Genomic DNA, 23,044 nt, shown 5'->3' with positions numbered 1-23,044 from the left:
TTTTTACATAAACATGGAAAGCTTAACTCTTCAACCAATTTCAAAAATTGATGGCCAAATTAATTTACCTGGTTCAAAAAGTGTTTCTAACCGAGCACTATTACTTGCTGCACTAGCGTCAGGAAAAACAACATTAACTAATTTATTAGACAGCGATGATATTCGACATATGCTTAATGCATTAAAAGCATTGGGTGTTGATTATAAACTTTCAGAAGATAAGACGGTTTGCGAAGTGAATGGTCTGGGTCAAGCCTTTAAATCTACAACAGAAGCTTTAGAATTATTTCTGGGTAATGCGGGAACCGCAATGCGTCCATTAGCGGCTGCGTTATGTTTAGGCGAAGGCGAGTTTATCCTTACTGGTGAACCTCGTATGAAAGAGCGACCAATTGGGCATCTTGTTACTGCATTGAAAGCGGCTGGTGCTGATGTTGAATATTTAGAAAATGAAAATTATCCACCGTTAAAAATTAAAGGAACGGGTTTAAAAGGCGGGAATGTTGATATAGATGGTTCAATATCAAGTCAATTTTTAACGGCTTTTTTAATGGCGGCACCACTATCATCGCAAGAAACAACCATTAATATTGTTGGCGATTTAGTGTCCAAACCGTATATCGATATTACGTTGGACATTATGGCTACTTTTGGTGTTGTAATTGAAAACAAAGAGTATAAAACGTTTGTTGTTCCAGCGAATCAATCTTACATCGCTCCAGAAGAATTTCTTGTAGAAGGAGATGCATCATCTGCATCTTATTTCTTAGCGGCTGCCGCGATCAAAGGCGGAAGTGTTAAAGTTACGGGTATTGGTAAAAAAAGCATCCAAGGTGATGTTCAGTTTGCTGATGCACTAGCAGCAATGGGTGCAGAGATTGAATGGGGTGATGACTATGTTATTGCTCATAAAGGTGAATTAAACGCCATTGATATGGATTTTAACCATATTCCAGATGCTGCAATGACAATCGCAACGACAGCGTTGTTCGCAAAAGGCACAACATCAATTCGCAATGTGTATAATTGGCGTGTAAAAGAAACGGATAGATTAGCCGCAATGGCAACTGAACTCCGTAAAGTAGGTGCTGAAGTTGAAGAAGGTGAGGATTATATTACGATCACTCCACCAGCGATGTTACGACATGCCGCTATTGATACTTATGACGATCACCGTATGGCAATGTGCTTTTCTTTAGTTGCATTAAGTGATACGCCAGTAACGATTAATGATCCCGGTTGCACTTCTAAAACCTTCCCCGATTATTTTGATAAATTGAAAGAACTTAGCGTGTAATTTATTGTATTTAAGTCATTAGTTTTAAGCGGATGTAAGCCCTGTGTAAAAAATGCAGGGCTTTTTTAGTTTTTAAGAAACTAGAGTATATAAATAATCTGACTTGGGTATAATGCGGCGGTAGAAACCAATCATAATAATTAATGGAGAACTCCATGACTATTCATTCACCAGTCGTCACTGTTGATGGTCCAAGTGGAGCAGGTAAAGGCACTCTGTGCATGTTACTTGCCGAAAAGCTAGGTTATAATTTATTAGATTCTGGTGCGATTTATCGCGTATTAGCACTGGCTGCAATTCACCATGGTGTTGATTTAGGTTCAGAAGAAGGACTTGTTCCTCTTGCTGCTAATCTAGACGTTCAATTTAAAGCTGAAGGTGACTTGGTTAAAGTCATCTTAGAAGGCGAAGACGTCTCTTCGGAACTTCGTAAAGAAGAAACCGGTATGGCGGCATCAAAAGTAGCGGCTTTACCTCAAGTACGTGAAGCGTTATTACGTCGTCAAAGAGCCTTTGCTAGTGCCCCTGGACTTGTCGCTGATGGTCGAGATATGGGCACTGTTGTATTTACAGGTGCAGAAGTTAAGATATTTTTAGATGCAAGTGCTGAAGAACGTGCGAATCGCCGTATGAAGCAGTTGCAACAGAAGGGGTTAAATGTTAGATTTGACCGTCTTTTAAGCGAAATCCAAGAGCGTGATGATCGTGACCGCAATCGAGCTGTTGCACCATTACGTCCGGCGGAAGATGCTTTGGTACTAGATTCAACGTCAATGAATATTGATGAAGTCGTTGCTCAGGCACTTACTTTTATTGAATCTAAGCTATAATTGAAACTTAGTTAGTTGCAAGGATGATAACTAACCTTACTATCAACCCCATGCGGTAGGATACCCATGGACGTTTAATAATTGAAGATCAAATTAATGACTGAATCTTTTGCTCAACTCTTTGAAGAGTTTTTATCTGAAACTGAATTCCAACAAGGCAGCATCGTTAAAGGTGTTGTTGTTGCTATCGAGAACGGTTTCGTTCTTGTTGACGCAGGCCTTAAATCTGAAGCAGCAATCCCAGCTGAACAATTCAAGAACGCTGCTGGCGAACTTGAAGTTGAAGTTGGTTCTGAAGTAGACGTTGCTCTTGACGCTGTTGAAGATGGTTTCGGTGAAACTCAACTTTCTCGTGAGAAAGCGAAGCGTCACGAAGCTTGGATTCAACTTGAAAAAGCATATGAAGATGCTGAAACAGTTATGGGTGTTATTAACGGTAAAGTTAAAGGCGGCTTCACAGTTGAACTTAACGGTATCCGTGCATTCCTACCTGGTTCTCTTGTTGATGTACGTCCAGTACGTGACACTCTGCACCTTGAAGGCAAAGAGCTAGAGTTCAAAGTAATCAAACTTGACCAAAAGCGTAACAACGTTGTTGTTTCACGTCGTGCTGTTATCGAATCTGAAAACAGTGTTGAACGTGACGAGTTACTTGCTTCTCTACAAGAAGGCATGGAAGTTAAAGGTATCGTTAAGAACCTTACTGACTACGGTGCATTCGTTGATCTAGGTGGCGTTGACGGTCTACTACACATCACAGATATGGCTTGGAAGCGTGTTAAGCACCCATCTGAGATCGTAAATGTTGGTGACGAGATCAATGTTAAAGTTCTTAAGTTCGATCGTGAGCGCACTCGTGTTTCTCTAGGTCTTAAGCAACTTGGCGAAGATCCATGGGTAGCTATCGCTAAGCGTTACCCAGAAGGTCACAAACTTTCTGGTCGTGTTACTAACCTAACTGATTACGGCTGCTTCGTTGAAATCGAAGAAGGCGTTGAAGGTCTAGTACACGTTTCTGAAATGGATTGGACTAACAAGAACATCCACCCTTCTAAAGTTGTCAATGTAGGCGACGAAGTTGAGGTTATGGTTCTTGAGATTGACGAAGAACGTCGTCGTATCTCTCTAGGTCTGAAACAATGTAAAGCTAACCCTTGGCAGACATTCGCTGAAGCGCAAGCTAAAGGCGACCATGTTAGTGGTAAGATTAAATCTATCACTGATTTCGGTATCTTCATCGGTCTTGACGGCGGCATCGACGGTCTAGTTCACCTTTCTGACATTTCTTGGAATGCTACAGGTGAAGACGCGGTACGTGAGTACAAGAAAGGCGACGAAATCTCTGCTGTTGTTCTAGCTGTTGATGCTGAGCGTGAGCGTATTTCTCTAGGTGTTAAACAAATGGAAGAAGACCCATTTAACAACTACCTAGCAGACAACAAGAAAGGTACTCTAGTAAACGGTACTGTTTCAGCTGTTGACGCTAAAGGCGCTACAATTACTCTTGCAGATAGCGTAGAAGGTTACATCCGTACTTCTGAGCTTTCTCGTGACCGTATTGAAGATGCATCTCTAATCCTAAGCGTTGGCGATAGCGTTGAAGCGAAGTTCACTGGTGTAGACCGTAAGAACCGCGTAGTTAACCTATCTATCAAAGCTAAAGATGAAGCTGATGAGCAAGAAGCAATGGCGACACTGAATACTAAACCAGAAGATGGTGGTTTCGGTAGCGCAATGGCTGACGCTTTCAAAGCAGCTAAAGGCGAATAAGTAAATTAGAAGGGAGCACTATGCTCCCTTTTCTTTCGATAACGTAGGAGAGGTCATTTATGACAAAATCTGAATTGATTGAACAACTGTGTAGTAAAAAGCCTCAACTTTCTGCTAAGCAGGTTGAAGATACAGTCAAGGAAGTCCTTGAACAGATGGCAACAACGCTAGAGGGCGGTGATCGTATAGAGATTCGTGGTTTTGGTAGTTTTTCTCTACACTATCGAGAGCCTCGTTTAGGTCGTAATCCAAAAACTGGCGACAAAGTGGAATTAGACGGTAAGTTTGTTCCTCATTTTAAACCAGGTAAAGAACTGCGTGAACGTGTGAATTTCAGCTGATGCAAATTGGTATATAAAAACGGCATACTTTTAAGTATGCCGTTTTTTTATGTTCATTTTCAATGCATTTAGGTGTATCTTAGAATAGTAATAAAAGATGTCGTTAGGTGTCTATAAATAAGTAAACCTAATAATTACTCGCTTATTTATAGAGACTAGTTGTATGAAATCAACTGGAGGGAATACCAGTGAAAATTATAGTTACTATCGCATTAATTACTCTTTTTTTAATATCTCTTGCACTCGGTGCTCAAAACCAAGTTGTTGTACATTTTAATTACTTATTAGCCCAAGATGATTTTCAGTTATCTACTTTACTTGGGATATTTTTTGCTACTGGCTTTGGTTTAGGTTGGCTTATTTGTGGCAGTATGTATTTAAAGGCAAGCGTTACTCAACGCCGATTACGTAAACGTCTCGAAAAACAAAACGCAGAATTGAATAAGCTGCGTCTTGAGTCAACAAAAGGATAGTTACTGAATGCTAGAGCTGCTATTCCTACTATTACCTATTGCTGCCGGCTATGGTTGGTATATGGGTAATCGGAATGCTGGACAACAACGTCAAAGAGAAACGAATCACCTGTCTCGTCAATACGTGACGGGTTTGAATTTATTGTTGTCTGATCAATCAGATAAAGCAGTCGATCACTTTATTGAATTACTTCAAGTTGACAGTGATACCATTGATACCCATCTTGCTCTAGGCAATCTTTTTAGAAGCCGTGGTGAGGTTGATCGTGCTATTAAAATCCACCAAAATCTCATCGCTCGTCCTAATCTTACTCTTGAACAACGAAATATTGCTCTCCAACAATTAGCCAAAGATTATATGGTTGCAGGTATTCTTGATCGTGCTGAAAAAATATTTGAGCAATTGGTCGACGAACCAGAGCATAAAGAAGCCGCATTATTGCAACTTGTATCTATTCATCAGCAAACCCGTGAATGGGAACAAGCCATTAAATTTGCGAATAGTTTGGTTAGGATGGGAAAGAAAAAAATCAAGCCAGACATTGCCCATTATTATTGTGAATTAGCAACATTAGACTTAGCTGAAGAGAATATTAATGCAGCGAAGCAACATTTAAAGAAAGCACTGTCGACGGATAATTTATGCGTTAGAGCATCAATAATGATGGCTAAGCTTTTAATGAAAGAAAACAATCATAAAGCTGCCGTTAGCCAATTAGAAGCAGTATTAGATCAAGATATTGATTTTGTCAGTGAGGCATTACCTTTACTTGCTGAATGTTATGAAACGTTAGATAGAGAAGGTGTATTACTGCACTTCTTAAAAGAGGCTATTTCAAAAGGTTCAGGCGCAAGTGCTGAATTAATGTTGTCGAATCTCATTGCAAAGCATGAAGGTACCGCTGTAGCTCAAGGCTACATGACGAAACAGTTATTAAAAAACCCAACAATGAAAGGCTTTTATCGTTTAATGGGCTATCACGTAGATGAAGCTGAAAATGGTCGAGCAAAAGCGAGCTTATCAAGTTTGCAAAACCTAGTTGGTGAACAATTAAAAATGAAGCCAAATTATCGATGCAGTAAATGTGGATTTTCTGCACATCGTTTATTTTGGCAATGTCCTTCCTGTAAAGGGTGGGGGGTTATTAAGCCAATTAGAGGCTTAGACGGTGAATAATTAAGAGGCGCATGAGTGCCTCTTTTTTTGAATAAAATAAAAATAAGGATAGAAAATGAAAGACCAAAAGGTAATTGTGGCATTGGATTATGACCGTCAAGCTGACGCATTGGCGTTCGTGGATAAAATTGATCCTAGCTCGTGCCGATTAAAAGTGGGTAAAGAGATGTTTACTCTTTTTGGCCCTGAGTTTGTAAAAGAACTTCATAAGCGTGGTTTTTCTGTTTTTCTAGATTTAAAATTTCATGATATTCCTAATACGTGTTCAAAAGCAGTTCGTGCTGCTGCTGAAATGGGGGTTTGGATGGTAAATGTTCATGCGAGTGGTGGTGAGCGTATGATGACAGCTTCGCGTGAGATTTTAGAGCCGTATGGCAAAGATCGCCCATTATTAATTGGTGTGACTGTTTTAACGAGCATGGAACAGCAAGATTTAGCGGGTATTGGGTTAGATATCGCACCACAAGAGCAAGTTAAACGTCTTGCTGCATTAACAAAAAACAGTGGTTTGGACGGGGTAGTTTGCTCTGCTCAAGAAGCATCAATGCTAAAAGCTGACCTAGGTAAAGACTTTAAGTTGGTAACACCTGGTATCCGTCCTGTGGGTTCAGACGTTGGTGATCAAAAACGTATCATGACTCCAGTTGATGCGATTATTTCAGGATCTGATTACTTGGTAATTGGGCGCCCAATTACTCAAGCTGAAAACCCATCACAAGTATTAAATGACATTAATTTGTCGTTGGCTTCTGTCTTATAAACTGTTTTTTATAAAAAATGCAGATAAAAAAATAGAGACCTTATAGTCTCTATTTTTGTTTTAACGTTCTTTAAAGAAAGAGTGTAGGAATTACATTACACGCATACCAGGTTGAGCACCTTCGTGTGGTTCAAGGATCCAAAGATCTTTACCACCAGGGCCAGCAGCCAGAATCATACCTTCCGACATACCAAACTTCATTTTACGAGGTTTTAGGTTAGCAACCATAACGGTTAGTTTTCCTTCTAGCTCTTCAGGTTTGTATGCTGATTTAATCCCAGAGAATACTTGACGAGTCTCACCGCCGATGTCTAGCTGAAATTTAAGTAGTTTATTTGCCTTTGGAACTTCTTCGCAAGAGATAATACGAGCAATACGCATATCAACCGCTTCGAATGCATCGAATTCAATCTCATCCGCGATTGGTTCTTTATCTAGTTCCGTTTGGCTTGCTTTTTCTTTTTCCGCCTCTACTTTCTCTTTTGCTGCCATTTCAACTGCGGCATCTTCTTTTGACTCTTCAACCATTGCTTCTACTTTCTTAGGATCAATACGGTTGAACAGTGCTTTAAACTTCGTGATTTCATGAGAAGTTAGAGGTTGTGCAACACATTCCCACGTTAAGGTTTCGTTTAAGAAAGCTTCAGTTCGTGCTGCAAGTTCAGGCATTACTGGTTTTAGGTAGGCCATTAGCACGCGGAACAAGTTAATACCCACAGAAGCAACTTCTTGTAGCTCTTGTTCTTTGCCTTCTTCTTTCGCAAGAACCCAAGGTGCTTTTTCGTCAATGTATTGGTTTGCTTTATCAGCAAGCGCGGTAATTTCACGAATAGCACGACTAAATTCACGAGTTTCGTATAACTCAGCAATACGATCTGAAGCAGCAACGAATTCGTTGTAGAGCTCAGGAGCCACAAAATTATCAGACAGTTTGCCGTCAAAACGTTTAGTAATGAAACCAGCATTACGAGATGCTAAGTTAACAATCTTGTTTACGACATCTGAGTTTACACGTTGAGTGAAATCTTCAAGGTTTAAATCAAGATCATCAATACGGCTATTTAGTTTAGCGGCGTAGTAGTAACGTAGGCATTCTGGATCTAGGTGATTTAAGTAAGTGCCAGCTTTAATGAATGTGCCTTTCGACTTAGACATTTTTGCGCCATTTACCGTTACGTAACCATGAACAAATACATTGTTTGGTTTACGGAAGCCAGCACCATCAAGCATTGCAGGCCAAAATAGGCTATGGAAATAAACAATATCTTTACCGATAAAGTGGTAAAGCTCTGTTGTGCTGTCTAGTTTCCAATACTCATCAAAGTCTAAATCATCACGTTTATCACATAGATTTTTAAATGAACCCATGTAACCAATCGGTGCATCTAACCAAACATAGAAGAATTTATTGGTTTCGCCTGGGATTTCAAAGCCAAAATAAGGTGCATCACGTGAGATGTCCCATTGTTGTAGGCCAGATTCAAACCATTCTTGCATTTTGTTTGCTGTTTCAGTTTGAAGAGAGCCAGAACGAGTCCATTCTTTTAACATACTTTCAAACTGAGGTAAGTCGAAGAAGAAATGTTCAGAATCTTTCATTACTGGAGTCGCACCAGAAACGGCTGATTTAGGGTTGATAAGATCCGTTGGGCTGTAGGTTTCGCCACAGTTATCACAGTTATCCCCGTATTGTTCTTCAGATTTACATTTTGGACAAGTGCCTTTTACGAAACGGTCAGGTAAGAACATTTCTTTTTCTGGATCAAATAACTGAGAAATTGTACGGCTAGTAATAAACCCATTTTTTTTCAATTCTAGGTAGATATTAGACGCCAACTCACGGTTTTCATCACTGTGTGTGCTGTGATAGTTATCAAAGCTAATGTCGAAGCCTGCGAAATCTTTTTGATGTTCTTCGCTAACTGCTGCAATCATTTCTTCTGGAGTGATACCCATCTGTTGAGCTTTAAGCATGATTGGAGTGCCGTGAGCGTCATCTGCACAAATAAAGTTAATGTCGTTGCCACGTAAGCGTTGGTAACGAACCCAGATATCCGCTTGGATATGCTCAAGCATGTGGCCTAAGTGGATTGAACCGTTTGCATACGGTAGGGCACATGTAACCAGAATTTTTCTCGGATCGGTAGCCATATCTTCTCTTTCGCTTTATGTGATGGGTAAAAATTTTAAGAGATAAATAGTACCTGATGCGAGCCAGAATGCATAGAGGATCAAGGGTTCAATTAATGATAGGATGAGGAAAATAACTTAAGGAGTAGCAAGATGGCATTTACAACGATGGCTGAGATTAAGAATTGGTTAAATGAATTTACGCATCCACAACTTTGTGAAGGTTGGGCGGAGATCCCTAATATGGTCTCTATTGCTGCTACGGGCATGATCACCGTAACACTTCCTTTTGTTTCTTCTTCAATTTCGACGGATTTGTCTTCTTGGGTTGAGGAGCAAAAAAATCGATTAAATATACCGTCGTTAACTCTAACGGTAATTGCAAAACCGGCAACACTAAAAACAGATAAACCAGCCGTTAAAGGCATTAAGAATATCATCGCAGTCAGTTCTGGTAAGGGGGGCGTTGGTAAGTCGACAACAGCAGTAAATGTTGCTCTTGCACTACAACATCTTGGTGCACGAGTTGGTATTTTAGATGCGGATATTTATGGACCATCAGTCCCATTAATGTTGGGTGTTGAAGATAAGAAACCGAATATTGTTGATAATAATCGTATGATGCCAGTAGAAGCGCATGGTCTGTACAGTAACTCCATTGGTTATCTTGTCGATAAATCAGAAGCCGCAGTATGGCGAGGGCCAATGGCATCAAAAGCATTGTCTCAATTATTAAATGAAACCTTATGGCCAGATCTTGATTATTTAATTATAGATATGCCACCAGGCACTGGTGATATTCAATTGACATTATCACAGCAGGTTCCGACTACTGGAGCCATTATAGTGACAACACCGCAAGATCTTGCTCTAACTGATGCAATAAAAGGCGTGAATATGTTTACAAAAGTAGATGTTCCCGTTATTGGTGTTGTTGAAAACATGAGTGTTCATGTTTGTTCTAATTGTGGTCATAAAGAGGCTATATTTGGTACTGGTGGTGCTGAAGCAATGGCGAGGAGTTATTCACTCCCATTATTAGGTAAGTTGCCTTTACATATTGATATTCGTAGTGAAACAGATTCAGGAACGCCAAGTGTTGCGGCTAATTCAAGTAGTGATCACAGCCAAATGTACATAGCCTTAGCTGAGCAAATTTCGAGTAGACTTTATTGGCAAGGCGAAGTCGTAGCTGACCAAATAATGTTCAAGTCATTGTAGAATATCATTTAAGTTAAATTATGAGTGGAAAGTCTTATTTTTAGTCCTTATAATTGAGCGGTTTTATTTAATAAATCTTATCGTATCTCGCTACACTTTTAGGTATCTTTTATGTCAGAGAACAGTAATCATCACTGTATTATCGTAGGTATTGCAGGGGCATCCGCTTCAGGCAAAAGTCTGATTGCTTCTACTATTTATAATGAACTACGAGCAAAAGTTGGCGACCACCAAATTGGCGTAATAACAGAAGACAGTTACTACAAGGACCAAAGCCACCTGACCATGGAAGAAAGAGTCAAAACTAATTATGATCACCCAAATGCATTAGATCATCGATTATTGAGTGAACATCTTGAACAATTGATGCGTGGTGAAGCTGTTAACATCCCAACATACAGCTATACAGAGCACACTCGAACATCAGATGTTGAAGTAATGACACCTAAAAAGGTTATTATTCTTGAAGGTATTTTATTACTAACTGATCCTAGATTACGTAATTTGATGCATGCAAGTGTGTTTATGGATACGCCATTAGATATTTGTTTATTACGTCGTGCTAAGCGTGATGTTGAAGAACGTGGTCGTTCAATGGAGTCGGTATTTGAACAATACCAGAAGACTGTCCGCCCAATGTTCATGCAATTTATTGATCCATCAAAGCAACATGCCGATATTATTGTCCCTCGTGGCGGTAAAAACCGTATCGCTATTGATGTACTAAAAGCGCATATTTCAAGATTATTGAAAGCGTAAATAATAATAGTTATTAGAACTGGTCGACATTATGTCGGCCTTTTTTTTGTCTCATGCTCTGTAAATTGTCTATATTTAGGTATATAACTATAAATAACTCTATGTTTATTATGTGCTAATAGTGCCATAATTAACATTCACATCACTTTTTTTATACACTCTGGATGGATTTGGCCGTGAAGAAAATAGTCTTATTAATTAGCATTCCGTTTATTGCAATTGTTATCGCATTATTAGTGCTGGTATTAGTTGTTAACCCTAATCAATTCAAACCATTAATTAAAGAACAAGTAGAGCAGCAAACTGGTCGTCAACTGACTATGGATGGTGATATCTCTTGGCGTTTCTTCCCTTCTATTGGTTTTTCAATCGGTAATATGGCATTAAGCAATCCAACTGGGTTTGCTACGGCTAATTTAGTGAAATTTGATAATGCTAATATAGATATTAATGTGCTTCCATTGTTTGATCACGAGATTAATATTGGATTGATTACGTTAGACGGGGCTGCTTTTACATTACATACATTAAAAAGTGGTGTAACAAATCTTGATGGCATCGGTCCTAAGAAAGAGACTTCAGTTTCTGAAAATAAAACTGAAATAAAGAATGAAGACGTTACGACTAGTGATGATTCAAACGCCGAAGCTGCAACTACAGCGCCTGAAATTAATGGTTGGACCGTCAGTTTAGAGGGGATTGCATTAACTAATGCGAGTGCACTTATTCAAGATGACAAAGCGGGCACAAAAACGCAATTGTCTAATATGAATATCAAGCTATCACAATTTAGTCCTGGAGAATGGACGCACTTAACGTTTAATTTGAAGGCAGATCTTGGTCAACAGAAGATAGCTCTGAAGGGAGAAACTGACCTTAATATTGCTAAGACGTTAGATACCGCATCATTAAAAGAAACTGAATTAGTTGTTTCTTATGCGGATAAAACGAATAAATTTGATGGTATTACATTAACGATAGATAAATTTAATTTTGATGAATGGTCAACTCTCGAATTAGTGGCGGCGGGTAAAGCGAATGATATGACTGTAGATTCAAAATCAACGTTTGAATTGAACGTCCCAAAAGCACTCGATATTATTAAAATACGTAAATTTATAAGTACAAATAATGTAATAGGTGATGCACTTCCAAATAAAGACGTCACTGCCATTATTGGTTTTAATAGTTCTTTTGATGTCACTAAATCATTATTACAAGTAACTGATTTAACGCTTTCTGCGGTAGATACTCAATTTGATGGAAAGGCGAGTGTTGAGCTTAAGGACATTCCTAAAGTGAGGTTTGAATTACATAGCCCTAGCATAGATGTGGATGCTTTATTAGCGACGTTGCCATCATCAGAGAATACAGTAGTTGATAATAAACAAACGAATACGAGTAATGTTAAAAAATCCACACCAGTGAAAGAAATTGAACCGGACTTGAGTGCATTAAAAGGACTGGATGTTGCGGGTAAGATTACCATTGATCGTTTTAAAGCAAATAATGCAAAAATGCAAAATGTACAATCGCAATTTTCTGTGAATCGTGGAGTATTGAATTTATCTAAGTTTCATTCAAATCTTTATGATGGCAGCATTGATATGACGGCTAAATTAGATGCTCGTAAGTCAATACCCGTATATAGCATGAAAAACACCATTAAAGGAGTTAAAGTTGCGCCTTTATTGATAGATGTTATGGGCGAGAGTTTAGTTGAAGGTACTGGTAATATTACGATAAATGTATCTGGAAAAAGTTTAAAACCGACGGCATTAAAGCAAAATGTTAAAGGTAAAGTCGCTATTAATTTTGCCGATGGTGCCGTGAATGGAATTAACGTTCCCCTTATGATTCGAACCACTTATGCAAAAGTTAAAGGTGAGAAAATTAAAGGCAGTGATGAAGCTGAAAAAACAGATTTTAGTGCATTAACCGCAAGTTTCTTATTAGAAAACGGAAATGCCACTACAAATAATATTCGTATGGTATCTCCATTATTACGTATTCATGGGGAAGGTTCTGCACAGTACGTGAATGAAACGGCGAATATGCTTATTGAAACGTCGATTGTAGGTTCATTAAAAGGACAGGGTGGCAAGAGTATCGATGATTTGAAAGACGTTACTATTCCTATTCGTATTACAGGTTCTTGGGCTAACCCTAAATATAAGCTTGAATTTGGTGATGTAATGCAACAGAAAGCCAAAAAAGAACTTGATCGTGGTATTGAGAAATTAGAAGCAAAATACGGCGATAAAATTAAAGATGAAAAAGTAAAAGATGCAGCAAATAAATTGCTAAAAGGATTATTTAACTAGTTCTCTCTTTTATATAAAAGCCCATATTGATGAAGATTAATATGGGCTTTTTAATTGTAATATAGTGATTACCAATCAATTCCTTTTAATGCTTTTACGCCTGAATCAAAAGCATGTTTTACACTACGAACTTCAGACACGGTATCAGCCATTTCAATAAGCTCACGGTGGGCGGCTCGACCTGTTATCACGACCGATTGCATTTTAGGTCTATTTTCTAGTGCTGTTTTCAATTCATCTAATTCAATATAGCCATAAGTGACCATGTAAGTCATCTCATCCAATAGAATAAGATCTATCGACTCATCAGCTAGGTTCTTCTTACATTCCTGCCATACTCGCTGTGCTGCTTCTGTATCGGATTTTTTATCTTGAGTATTCCAAGTAAATCCGGTGTTCATTACATGAAAAGGAACACCGTGGGACTCTAAAAGGGTTCGTTCCCCACAATCCCATGTTCCTTTAATAAATTGAGCTACAACACAATTTAGGCCATGACCAACGGCTCTCGCTATGGTACCAAAGCCTGATGTGGACTTTCCTTTACCATTACCAGTAACAACAATTAATAACCCTTTTTCTGTTTGTGCCTCTTCTACTCGTTTATCAACATTGTCTTTTATTTTTGATTGGCGTTGCTTATAGCGGTCATCTTTTGAAGTGTTTGTCATGATGTTCTCCATGTTAAATTTTGAATCATAGCAATGAATAAATAAAAGTGGAATCTTACCATTAGGATACAGTATTGAGTTTTATTGTTGTTAGTGTGATGATTGTGTTAATTATAATTAGAGTGATTGAAATGTATTATCAATTAAATAAAAGAAATATTTCTTATTTGTATAGTTTTGCTGCTGTTGTTTTTTCTTGCTACGGTATTTTTGTTTGTCCTTTTATTGAATCGTTACCCAGAGGAACCATTTTTATTGAAGTGAGTGCTGCCTTTATTTTTATGCTAATTAGTCGATTAGTTATTGTTCCACGCTTTTACTGCTTAAGTAAGCAAACGCCGTTATTAATCGATCTTTCAATTTTTTTATTATTTGGATTTGGTATTTCTTTATTTATGGGGCAAGCTCATGATTTTCCAATTGAAAGTAATCTCAAGGTTGTTTTTGGTATGGGAATATTAGGTATATTTACTGGCATAATAACGACTCAAGTAGAGTTAATTGAACGTTATAAAAATATGCCTCAACACTATGTGTTAAATACCGAGTTACATGGAAATAGAAGGTCAATAACACAACAGTTTACCGTCTTAGTAACGTTACTTGTTGTTGCGCTAACGACAACACTTATTATGGTTGCAGTTAAAGATCTATTTTGGTTGGAAAGTGCAAAAAATCATTATTTAAATGGAGAAGGAAAGATAAAAATAATTAAGGAATTTATTTTTGTCAGTTTCATTCTCTTATTGTATACATTTTTAGTGGTTTTTTTATGGGGAAAAAAATTATCTTTGATTTTAAATACGAAAGAGAATGCATTAAATAATGTAGCAAAAGGTGTAATTAGTGAGCGTTTACCCGTTTATAGTAATGATGAGTTTGGTGTTTTAGCTGTGTTGACGAATAAAATGTTATTCAGTTTAGAAGAAAGCCAAACTGAAATTCAACAAACGAGAGATTCTGCTATTGTTGGTTTATCTGCATTAGCAGAATCAAGAGATAATGAAACGGGGGCTCATATTTTACGAACGCAAGAGTACATTAGAGTACTTGCGTTTGATTTAAGAAATAAGGTTGAGTATTCAGACGTATTAACGGACAACTACATTAATTTACTTTTTAAATCGGCACCATTGCATGACGTAGGTAAAGTCGGTATCCCGGATGATATTTTACTTAAACCGGGGAAATTGACAGAAGAAGAATTTGAGATAATGAAAGGCCATGCGGCCATCGGAGCAAAAGCACTTTCTGTTGCTGAGGCACAAATGCAAGGCGAAAGTTCTTTCTTACAATTAGCGAAAGAAATTGCATTAACTCATCATGAAAAATGGAATGGCAGTGGTTATCCTCTACAACTTAAAGGTAACGATATCCCATTATCTGGCCGATTAATGGCTTTAGCGGATGTTTATGACGCATTGATATCAAAACGGGTATACAAGCCAGGCTTTAGCCATGAAAAAGCCAAAGAAATTATTTTAGAAGGAAAGGGGAGTCATTTTGATCCCATGATTGTAGATTCGTTTTTAAATGTAGAAACACAATTTCAAAAGATAGCGAAAAAATATCAAGATAATTAGATAAAAAAAATCCCGATAAGCGCAATGCTATCGGGATTTTTCATAAAGGGTTTGTGTATTACTGGCTAACTACTTTATAAATAGGATCTTCTTTCACATTGATTTCAACAAGACTACCGGCTTTATTTAGTAAAGCATGGCAATCTTGGCTTAAGTGATGTAAATGCACTTTCTTACCTGCTTTTGAGTATCGCTCGGCAATGGTTTCTATCGCTTCAATTGCTGAATGATCAACAACTCGTGAAGAAGCAAAATCAATAATAATATCTTGTGGGTCATTTTCTAAATCAAATAGCTCTAGAAAGTTCGCTGCTGAACCAAAGAATATTGGGCCATTAATTTCATATACTTTAGAGCCGTCTTCACTCAATGAGTTCGCTGAGTAAATGTGTTTTGCGTGTTGCCATGCAAACATAAGAGCAGAAGCAACAACACCCACACCTACTGCAACAGCAAGGTCAGTAAGTACGGTTACAACCGTCACTAATACAATAACAAAGAAATCTTGTTTTGGTACTCGTCGAGCTAACTTAAAGGTGGCCCATTCAAATGTACCAATCACGACCATGAACATGACACCAACTAATGCTGCTAATGGGATCATCTCAATTAAGCCTGAAGCAAATAAGATAAAACCAAGTAGGGCAAGTGCGGCTGTAATGCCAGATAAACGACCACGACCACCTGAGTTAACGTTGATCATTGATTGGCCAATCATCGCACAGCCACCCATCGCGCCAAAGACTGAACAAGTAACGTTTGCAACGCCTTGACCAACACACTCACGGTTAGATTGACCACGAGTCCCTGTCATTTCATCAATTACTGTTAGTGTTAGTAATGATTCGATTAGACCGATAGCCGCTAAAATAAGTGCGTAAGGGAAAATGATATAAAGTGTTTCTAAAGATAATGGAACGTTAGGCACCGAAAAAGTAGGTAGAGAACCTGCCAATGTTGCCGCTTCATCACCACTCATCGTACGCAGGAAATCAACAACAGTACGAGTATCTAAATCTAAACCTTGGACTAAACCGGTAACAACAATAATAGCAACCAGTGAAGAAGGTACTGCTGTTGTTAATTTAGGTAAGAAATGAATGATAGCCATTGTTAATGCAACAAGTCCTAGCATAAGTATCATTTCAGGGCCTTGAAGCCAATCTAAATTACCTAGAGCATCAGGGGCTTTAAACTGACCTAATTGAGCAAGGAAAATAACGATAGCAAGACCGTTTACAAATCCGATCATTACCGGATGTGGAACGATACGAATAAATTTACCTAACTTAAATAAGCCTGCGGTAATTTGCAGAAGACCGGCGAGTAAAATTGCGGCAAAAAGATATTGAACGCCGTGCATTGCGACTAAGCTAACCATTACAACAGCCATTGCACCAGTTGCACCTGAAATCATCCCTGGGCGACCACCAATAATTGAGGTAATTAAGCCAACGATGAATGCAGCGTAAAGGCCAACCATTGGGTCAACACCAGCAACAAAAGCAAAAGCAACCGCTTCAGGGACTAGAGCTAACGCAACGGTTAGCCCTGATAGAACATCATTCTTCACTGAATGATTAGAAAATTTTGGGAATTCAAACATTATTTTTAGATATCTTCTTGGTTGTTTTTCAAGCATGTATGGCGAGAATCGTACAGAAAAGCGTGATGAACTTCAATGTTTATTCAGTTTATCAATATAAAAAAAAGCAAGTCACATCGAAATGTAACTTGCTTAATTTATTGGTTATTCTTTTAAAGACTAAGGTCTAAAAAATTATAAACCTGCTGTTTTTGCCATTGCTGCACTTGCATGACCAGTAGCGGTTTGGCTACCTGCTTGCTTAGGAGCAAAGCGTTCAGTTTTAAAGGCTGCTGCAGAAACAGTGATTTCTTTAATCTCTGTCGGTCCGCTCGCTTTCGTCATACCTGAACCGGCATGTCCTTTATATTGAGGTTTTGCAACAACATTTGTTGTTTGAAGAGGTGCTTCAACTGGTGTTTCCACTTGAGCTACTGTTTCTACTACTGCGTGTTCTACAGGAATAGTCACTTCTTCTTTTATTTCCACGACTTCTTCGATAATTACTGGTGATTCTACTTGTGTAGCTTCCTCAATAACAACGACAGGCGTTTCAATAACTACATTTTCAATAATGGTTACTGGAGTCGCTTCAATTACAACGGCTTCCACAGCAACATAAGGAAGTAATACTTTACCCATTGCCATTTCAGGGAATGCAACACCACCAACTTGAGCTTTTACAGCATTAGTTTGAGCTGCTTTATCTTGTGCATTTTGGGTGTCGTTATCAACAAATTTATCTTGTTGTTGATTCGCTTTTGCTAGTTCTAATGTTTTAGCAAAGTCTGGCCATACTTTACCCATTGCCATCTCAGGAGAATAAACACCTGAGTAAAGGCGAGCAGGGTTCACTGGACGACGATCACGACGACGACGGCGCTGGCCACTTGCACGTAAATGACGAGGTGAACGACGATTACGACGCTGACCTTCTTTACGTTCTGTGTTTTCTGCATTTGTCTCAGTCGTTGGGGTATCTTGTACTTCTAGCGTTTCTACTGCATCAACAGGTTGAGCAATGGGAGCGACAAGTACTTCTTCAGCTTCAACTGCTTTACCTGTACGAACTTTTTTCTGTAACTGACGACGTTGACGACGTTGTTTAACTTGAACGCTTTTCTCACGTTTTTCGTTTGTCTTCTCAGTTGCCTGCACTTGTTGTTCAGGAGATAGTTGTGCTTCAGCGGCTAATTGTTGACCTTGCTCAGCAATTTCTTTACGAACTTTAGGTTGCTTAGCTGGTTTGTTTTCAACAGGTTTAACTTGAGCTGGAGCTTGGGCTGCTAAAGGTGCTGCCGCAGCGGCTTCATCTTGTTTTTTACCACGACGATTATCGTTACGCGTGTCATTACGACGGTTGCTGTTACGATTATTACGACCATTTTCATTACGACGGTTGTTATTACGTTGTTGATTACGGCGTTGTGGTTGAGCTGGTTTCTCTTCTTCTTCTTTTGGCTCTGATTTAGTAGGCACAGCCTCAGGCGTTGAGAAAAAGTTAGTAATAGCTGAGAAACAACGGCTGATTAGGCCTGGTTTTTCATCTTTAGCAATTACCGTTTTCGGTTCAGCTATTTTTTCTTCTGGAGCTTTAGACATTGGCGCTGCTTGTGTCGGAGCACTGAAACCTTGAAGAACTGGTTCTTCACGTTTCTTCGGTGCAGAATACATTGCAGGCGTTTCTTTGGCTTCAGCTTCACGTAATGCTTCTAAATTCTTAGGAAGAAGATAAGACAGCATTTCTTGTTCTTCACCTTCACGGATACGGACCACTTCGAAGTGTGGTGTTTCCATGTCAGAGTTAGGAACAATAATAACGCGTACATTATGGAATTTTTCAATGTGTTGAACTGAACGGCGTTTCTCATTCAATAAGTAAGAAGCGATAGCGACAGGAACAACAGCAAGAACTTGAGTTGTATTGTCTTTTAAAGATTCTTCTTCGATTAAACGAAGTACTGAAAGCGCTAGAGATTCATTATCACGAACCACACCAGTACCCGTACAACGAGGACAGATATGGTGACTTGCTTCTGCTAAAGATGGACTTAAGCGTTGGCGAGACATTTCTAATAAACCAAAGCGAGAAATACGACCGATTTGAACACGAGCACGATCCATACGAACCGCTTCACGCATACGGTTTTCTACTTCACGTTGATGACGAACTGGCGTCATGTCAATGAAATCGATAACCACTAAACCACCTAAATCACGTAGACGTAATTGACGAGCAATTTCATCGGCTGCTTCTAGGTTAGTATTTAATGCAGTTTCTTCGATATCGCCGCCTTTAGTAGCACGAGCAGAGTTGATATCAATAGAAGTTAGAGCTTCAGTAGGGTCAATAACAATTGAGCCGCCAGAAGGTAGGCGCACTTCACGATCAAAAGCTGATTCAATTTGGCTTTCAATTTGGTAGTGGCTAAACAGTGGTACTTCACCTTCATATAACTTAACTCGTGACAAAAAGTCAGGACGAATAAGTTGGATATGTTGGCGAGCACGATCGAAGATTTTAGGGCTGTCAATCAGGATTTCACCAATATCACGTCGTAAGTAATCACGAATTGCGCGAACAATTACGTTACTTTCTTGGTGTATTAGGAAAGGGGCTTGATTTGATTCAGAAGCGTGTTTAACAGCTTCCCAATGGTTTAATAGAACATTTAAGTCCCACTCAAGCTCTTCTGCTGATTTTCCAACGCCTGCTGTACGTACGATTAAGCCCATACCTTGAGGTAGTTCTAATGTACTTAGTGCCGCTTTAAGTTGTGTGCGTTCATCACCTTCGATACGACGAGAAATACCGCCAGCACGAGGGTTATTAGGCATAAGAACAAGGTAGCTACCAGCAAGAGATATAAAAGTTGTTAAAGCCGCGCCTTTGTTGCCACGCTCTTCTTTTTCAACTTGAACAATAACTTCTTGGCCTTCTTTCAAAACGTCCTTGATGTTTGGACGACCTTGATAAGTGTAACCTTGAGGGAAATATTCTTTTGCGATTTCTTTAAGGGGAAGGAAACCGTGGCGATCAGCACCGTAATCAACGAAAGCTGCTTCCAAGCTTGGTTCGATACGTGTGATACGGCCTTTATAAATATTAGCTTTCTTAGATTCGTGACCTGGGCTTTCGATATCTAAATCAAAAAGGCGCTGGCCATCAACTAATGCGACGCGCAACTCTTCCTTTTGGGTTGCGTTAATCAACATTCTTTTCATTAGGGAATACTCATTACAAATTGTCGAGCTTGTTTGTCCACATCCATTTCAAATGGTGCCAGATCCCAAGGCTGATTACATGTGCAGCCTCACGGCTGGAACTCAGGGATGCTCTAGGGCACAATCCACATCAACACAATTTATAAAATCGTGCTGATCCGCAATTATTCGCGGTCGTTAAAACATAAAAAATGGTTTAGGCATAACAAGCAAAAAAACTCAAAGCAGTGTAGATGTCTTACGCCAATTGCTGCATCACCGCATTCGAGCAGTATATTTTAGTTCTTGTTGGTGCTTTTATGCTCACCAAGGTGAAGAAATAGCCATCTGGGCTGATTTCAGAGTGCAACTATAACAGTCAGATCAAGCCTCAGCAATCTTCATTATTTGAAACTGCGGTAAAAAAGTTTTATCAAAAGGAAATATGGCAGTAGAATGGCGTTATGACTGAAGATAAACCTAAAGTGCAATTCGTCGAAATAGATGACGATTTTGCAGGGCAACGAATCGATAACTATCTTCTTGCCCGCTTAAAAAATGTACCAAAAAGTATGATTTACCGAATTGTCCGTAAAGGCGAAGTTCGTGTAAATAAAAAACGCATCAAACCAGAGTATAAAATTCAAGAGGGGGATATAGTTCGAATTCCTCCAGTGAAGTTACCTGAATCAACGGCTGTAGAGCTACCTAGTGTTAAATTAGCCAAAGTATCTGAACTCGAGAATTGCATCATATATGAAGATGATCACCTTCTTATTTTGAATAAACCTTCTGGTACCGCTGTTCATGGTGGCAGTGGCTTGAAGTTTGGAGCAATCGAAGCGTTACGAGCGTTACGCCCTGATGCACGCTATTTAGAATTAGTGCATCGAATTGATAGAGATACGTCTGGTATTCTTTTAATTGCAAAAAAACGTTCGGCTTTACGTCGATTACAAGAACAATTCAGAAATAAAACCGTTCAAAAATATTATTTTGCTTTGGTTATGGGGCATTGGAAGAGCACATGTAAAGTGGTTAATGTTCCTTTGCTTAAAAACGAAGTGAACAGCATTGTACGTGTTAATCCAAATGGTAAGCCTTCTGAAACTCGTTTTAAAATTTTAGAAAAGTTTGAGCAAGCGACATTGATTCAGGCAAGCCCAATTACAGGCCGTACTCATCAAATTCGTGTACATGCTCAACATGCTGGTCACCCAATTGGTTGGGATGACCGTTATGGCGATAGACGATTTGATGCCTATACGGCTCAATTTGGTCTTGATCGACTTTTCTTACATGCAGCGAATATTAAATTTACTCACCCTAGTACTGAAGAGTTGATGGATATTAGCGCGCCGATGGAAAAACGATTAGAAAGAGTATTAACCGGTTTACGCACGACAAAGTAATCTTTTAATATATAACTCGATTTTGCGATAAGTGTTGTTACAAACACTTATCGCTTTTTTATGCGTGCTATCTTTCACTATAATACGGTAAAATTTTGACGTTCTAGCATATCAATGAGTGATATAAGAGGAAGGCCAATTAGCGCGTTAGGGTCTTTACCTTCTAATTTATCAAACAAAGCAATTCCTAATCCCTCGCATTTAAAACTACCCGCACAATACAGTGGCATTTCTTTATTAATATAGTTTTGAATTTGCTTTGTGGTTAGTTGACGAAAATGAACGTGGAACTCTTCACAGACGGTTTCTGCTACCATTGTTGTTGTATTTAATAATGATAAACCAGTATAAAACGTTATTATTTGACCACTGGCTGCCTGTAATTGCTGAATTGCATTTTCTTGTGTTAATGGTTTCCCTATAATTTGATTGTTGATCACGCACACTTGGTCGGATCCTATGATCAAGTAATTAGGATCTTTTATATTGCAAGAAAGGGCTTTTTGTTCGGCCAATCGAGTGACTAAGGCTATAGGTGATTCATTTTCCAATGGTGTTTCATCACAGTTGGGTGAAATAGCATCAAAAGGGACTTGGATCTTCTCTAAGATCGAGCGACGAAAAGGCGATGTTGAGGCTAGAATGAGTTTTGGTTGCATAATGGGTTCTTCTTCTTTAAATTTTCGTTTATTATTAGTAACTCTGCTGAAATAGCAACTGGGAAGAAAAAAAGCATAATTTTTGCCATTTTTCTTTGACTCGAAGGCTTTAGAAAGATAAGATGCGCGCCCTATGCAAAAGGTAAAATTACCACGAACAGTTGATGCAATCCAAAACGCTCAACGAAGATTAGACTACGATGGAATCATCCAATCTGATATTTTAAAGCGTTTGGCTGAATCTACTGTAGATGTGAAAAGTGATGCTGAAGTCACAATGTCGTTTAAAGTTGACGAACAACGATTAGCCGTTATCTCTGGTAAAGCTAACGTCGATGTATTGTTGGAATGTCAACGCTGTAATAAAAATTTTGAACATCACCTAAATGTATCATTTACGTGTACGCCTTTTTTAAGCGAAGAAAAGGCAGCTCTTATTCCTGAGGAATATGAGCTTGTAGATTTAAATGAAGTAGGTGAAGTTGATCTCGTTGAGTTGGTAACTGACGAGTTTATTCTAGCGTTGCCGCAAGTCGCTATGCATGACATTAAAGATTGTCAGGTCAAATCTAACAATTTGGTATTTGGCGAACTTCCTGAAGAGGAAGAGAAACCGAATCCGTTTGATGTTTTAAAATCTTTAAAACAACAGTAATTGAGGAGTAGGGTCCATGGCCGTACAAAAGAGCAAGAAATCACGTTCAATGCGTGGCATGCGTCGTTCACATGATGCACTAACTACAATGGCATTGTCTGTAGACCCAACTAGTGGCGAAACTCACCTTCGTCATAATGTTACAGCTGACGGTTTTTACCGTGGCCGCAAGGTAATCAACAAGTAAGGTTGA

Annotated in this window: 19 protein-coding genes; 14 read left to right on the top strand and 5 right to left on the bottom strand. The window is 38.8% G+C overall.

The window, feature by feature from the left end; genetic code table 11:
- Positions 1-13 precede the first annotated feature (13 nt).
- The 7 genes from aroA (at position 14) to pyrF (ending at position 6,648) form a co-directional block, all read left to right on the top strand.
- Positions 14-1,297 carry a 3-phosphoshikimate 1-carboxyvinyltransferase gene (aroA, locus tag A6E04_RS08560; RefSeq protein WP_065610872.1) on the top strand — a complete coding sequence of 428 codons (1,284 nt, stop codon included), beginning with the start codon at positions 14-16 and terminating at the stop codon, positions 1,295-1,297.
- Positions 1,298-1,452: 155 nt separating this feature from the next.
- Entirely contained in the window at positions 1,453-2,127 is a 675-nt protein-coding gene (cmk, locus tag A6E04_RS08555) for a (d)CMP kinase (RefSeq protein WP_012550734.1), read from the top strand.
- Positions 2,128-2,223: 96 nt separating this feature from the next.
- Positions 2,224-3,897: a 30S ribosomal protein S1 gene (gene rpsA, locus A6E04_RS08550; RefSeq protein ID WP_012550735.1), complete on the top strand. Its 1,674-nt coding sequence runs from the start codon at positions 2,224-2,226 to the stop codon at positions 3,895-3,897.
- 59 nt (positions 3,898-3,956) lie between these two features.
- The gene (ihfB, locus tag A6E04_RS08545; RefSeq protein WP_012550736.1) at positions 3,957-4,238 is read left to right on the top strand and encodes an integration host factor subunit beta; all 282 of its coding nucleotides are present in this window, start codon (positions 3,957-3,959) and stop codon (positions 4,236-4,238) included.
- A gap of 188 nt (positions 4,239-4,426) precedes the next feature.
- On the top strand, positions 4,427-4,711 hold the full coding sequence (locus tag A6E04_RS08540; RefSeq protein WP_065610870.1) for a LapA family protein: 285 nt from the start codon (positions 4,427-4,429) through the stop codon (positions 4,709-4,711).
- 7 nt (positions 4,712-4,718) lie between these two features.
- Positions 4,719-5,888 (top strand): lipopolysaccharide assembly protein LapB, encoded by a 1,170-nt coding sequence (lapB, locus tag A6E04_RS08535; RefSeq protein WP_017022113.1) that lies wholly within the window; start codon positions 4,719-4,721, stop codon positions 5,886-5,888.
- A gap of 55 nt (positions 5,889-5,943) precedes the next feature.
- Positions 5,944-6,648, top strand: a complete 705-nt coding sequence (pyrF, locus tag A6E04_RS08530; protein WP_017022112.1) for an orotidine-5'-phosphate decarboxylase — start codon at positions 5,944-5,946, stop codon at positions 6,646-6,648.
- A 90-nt stretch (positions 6,649-6,738) separates the two neighbouring features.
- On the opposite strand, the gene metG is transcribed toward pyrF, so the two are convergent.
- On the bottom strand, positions 6,739-8,799 hold the full coding sequence (gene metG, locus A6E04_RS08525; protein ID WP_065610868.1) for a methionine--tRNA ligase: 2,061 nt from the start codon (positions 8,797-8,799) through the stop codon (positions 6,739-6,741).
- A gap of 132 nt (positions 8,800-8,931) precedes the next feature.
- Here metG and apbC point away from each other — a divergent pair, with 132 nt between their 5' ends.
- The 3 genes from apbC to A6E04_RS08510 all read left to right on the top strand — a co-directional run bounded on the left by apbC (position 8,932) and on the right by A6E04_RS08510 (position 13,082).
- Positions 8,932-9,999: an iron-sulfur cluster carrier protein ApbC gene (gene apbC / locus A6E04_RS08520; RefSeq protein ID WP_065610866.1), complete on the top strand. Its 1,068-nt coding sequence runs from the start codon at positions 8,932-8,934 to the stop codon at positions 9,997-9,999.
- 111 nt (positions 10,000-10,110) lie between these two features.
- Positions 10,111-10,758 carry a uridine kinase gene (gene udk / locus A6E04_RS08515; protein WP_012550742.1) on the top strand — a complete coding sequence of 216 codons (648 nt, stop codon included), beginning with the start codon at positions 10,111-10,113 and terminating at the stop codon, positions 10,756-10,758.
- 164 nt (positions 10,759-10,922) lie between these two features.
- A complete protein-coding gene (locus tag A6E04_RS08510) occupies positions 10,923-13,082 on the top strand; it encodes an AsmA family protein (protein ID WP_083198942.1) in 2,160 nt (719 codons plus the stop codon).
- A gap of 68 nt (positions 13,083-13,150) precedes the next feature.
- Here the strand turns inward: A6E04_RS08510 and cobO are convergent, their stop codons facing one another.
- On the bottom strand, positions 13,151-13,753 hold the full coding sequence (cobO, locus tag A6E04_RS08505; protein WP_017022108.1) for a cob(I)yrinic acid a,c-diamide adenosyltransferase: 603 nt from the start codon (positions 13,751-13,753) through the stop codon (positions 13,151-13,153).
- 131 nt (positions 13,754-13,884) lie between these two features.
- Here cobO and A6E04_RS08500 point away from each other — a divergent pair, with 131 nt between their 5' ends.
- Positions 13,885-15,336 (top strand): HD domain-containing phosphohydrolase, encoded by a 1,452-nt coding sequence (locus tag A6E04_RS08500; protein ID WP_065611000.1) that lies wholly within the window; start codon positions 13,885-13,887, stop codon positions 15,334-15,336.
- Between the two features lie 58 nt (positions 15,337-15,394).
- On the opposite strand, the gene A6E04_RS08495 is transcribed toward A6E04_RS08500, so the two are convergent.
- Together A6E04_RS08495 and rne are read right to left on the bottom strand one after the other, a co-directional pair.
- Entirely contained in the window at positions 15,395-16,942 is a 1,548-nt protein-coding gene (locus A6E04_RS08495) for a SulP family inorganic anion transporter (protein ID WP_017022106.1), read from the bottom strand.
- A 174-nt stretch (positions 16,943-17,116) separates the two neighbouring features.
- On the bottom strand, positions 17,117-20,146 hold the full coding sequence (rne, locus tag A6E04_RS08490; protein WP_065610862.1) for a ribonuclease E: 3,030 nt from the start codon (positions 20,144-20,146) through the stop codon (positions 17,117-17,119).
- Between the two features lie 443 nt (positions 20,147-20,589).
- Between rne and rluC the strand changes: the two genes are divergently transcribed.
- A complete protein-coding gene (rluC, locus tag A6E04_RS08485) occupies positions 20,590-21,537 on the top strand; it encodes a 23S rRNA pseudouridine(955/2504/2580) synthase RluC (RefSeq protein WP_017022104.1) in 948 nt (315 codons plus the stop codon).
- 77 nt (positions 21,538-21,614) lie between these two features.
- Here the strand turns inward: rluC and A6E04_RS08480 are convergent, their stop codons facing one another.
- Complete coding sequence (locus A6E04_RS08480) at positions 21,615-22,196, bottom strand: Maf family protein (protein ID WP_065610861.1); 582 nt, start codon at positions 22,194-22,196, stop codon at positions 21,615-21,617.
- Positions 22,197-22,329: 133 nt separating this feature from the next.
- On the opposite strand from A6E04_RS08480, the gene yceD reads away from it, so the two are divergent.
- Complete coding sequence (gene yceD, locus A6E04_RS08475) at positions 22,330-22,851, top strand: 23S rRNA accumulation protein YceD (RefSeq protein ID WP_012550750.1); 522 nt, start codon at positions 22,330-22,332, stop codon at positions 22,849-22,851.
- Positions 22,852-22,867: 16 nt separating this feature from the next.
- On the top strand, positions 22,868-23,038 hold the full coding sequence (gene rpmF, locus A6E04_RS08470; RefSeq protein ID WP_012550751.1) for a 50S ribosomal protein L32: 171 nt from the start codon (positions 22,868-22,870) through the stop codon (positions 23,036-23,038).
- Positions 23,039-23,044 lie beyond the last annotated feature (6 nt).

The sequence above is a fragment of the Aliivibrio logei genome, assembly GCF_001691055.1.
GTDB classification, from domain to species: Bacteria; Pseudomonadota; Gammaproteobacteria; order Enterobacterales; family Vibrionaceae; genus Aliivibrio; species Aliivibrio salmonicida.
Note: the sequence above shows the minus strand (reverse complement) of the source record. Positions and strands in the feature narration are given on the sequence as shown.

Coding starts and splice junctions, on each gene's coding strand:
- udk (WP_012550742.1), top strand. CDS start 10,111: ATGTCAGAGAACAGTAATCATCACTGTATTATCGTAGGTATTGCAGGG.
- apbC (WP_065610866.1), top strand. CDS start 8,932: ATGGCATTTACAACGATGGCTGAGATTAAGAATTGGTTAAATGAATTT.
- rpsA (WP_012550735.1), top strand. CDS start 2,224: ATGACTGAATCTTTTGCTCAACTCTTTGAAGAGTTTTTATCTGAAACT.
- A6E04_RS08495 (WP_017022106.1), bottom strand. CDS start 16,942: ATGTTTGAATTCCCAAAATTTTCTAATCATTCAGTGAAGAATGATGTT.
- A6E04_RS08480 (WP_065610861.1), bottom strand. CDS start 22,196: ATGCAACCAAAACTCATTCTAGCCTCAACATCGCCTTTTCGTCGCTCG.
- ihfB (WP_012550736.1), top strand. CDS start 3,957: ATGACAAAATCTGAATTGATTGAACAACTGTGTAGTAAAAAGCCTCAA.
- lapB (WP_017022113.1), top strand. CDS start 4,719: ATGCTAGAGCTGCTATTCCTACTATTACCTATTGCTGCCGGCTATGGT.
- A6E04_RS08510 (WP_083198942.1), top strand. CDS start 10,923: ATGGATTTGGCCGTGAAGAAAATAGTCTTATTAATTAGCATTCCGTTT.
- aroA (WP_065610872.1), top strand. CDS start 14: ATGGAAAGCTTAACTCTTCAACCAATTTCAAAAATTGATGGCCAAATT.
- rluC (WP_017022104.1), top strand. CDS start 20,590: ATGACTGAAGATAAACCTAAAGTGCAATTCGTCGAAATAGATGACGAT.
- cobO (WP_017022108.1), bottom strand. CDS start 13,753: ATGACAAACACTTCAAAAGATGACCGCTATAAGCAACGCCAATCAAAA.
- cmk (WP_012550734.1), top strand. CDS start 1,453: ATGACTATTCATTCACCAGTCGTCACTGTTGATGGTCCAAGTGGAGCA.
- A6E04_RS08500 (WP_065611000.1), top strand. CDS start 13,885: ATGTATTATCAATTAAATAAAAGAAATATTTCTTATTTGTATAGTTTT.
- rpmF (WP_012550751.1), top strand. CDS start 22,868: ATGGCCGTACAAAAGAGCAAGAAATCACGTTCAATGCGTGGCATGCGT.
- metG (WP_065610868.1), bottom strand. CDS start 8,799: ATGGCTACCGATCCGAGAAAAATTCTGGTTACATGTGCCCTACCGTAT.
- yceD (WP_012550750.1), top strand. CDS start 22,330: ATGCAAAAGGTAAAATTACCACGAACAGTTGATGCAATCCAAAACGCT.
- rne (WP_065610862.1), bottom strand. CDS start 20,146: ATGAAAAGAATGTTGATTAACGCAACCCAAAAGGAAGAGTTGCGCGTC.
- pyrF (WP_017022112.1), top strand. CDS start 5,944: ATGAAAGACCAAAAGGTAATTGTGGCATTGGATTATGACCGTCAAGCT.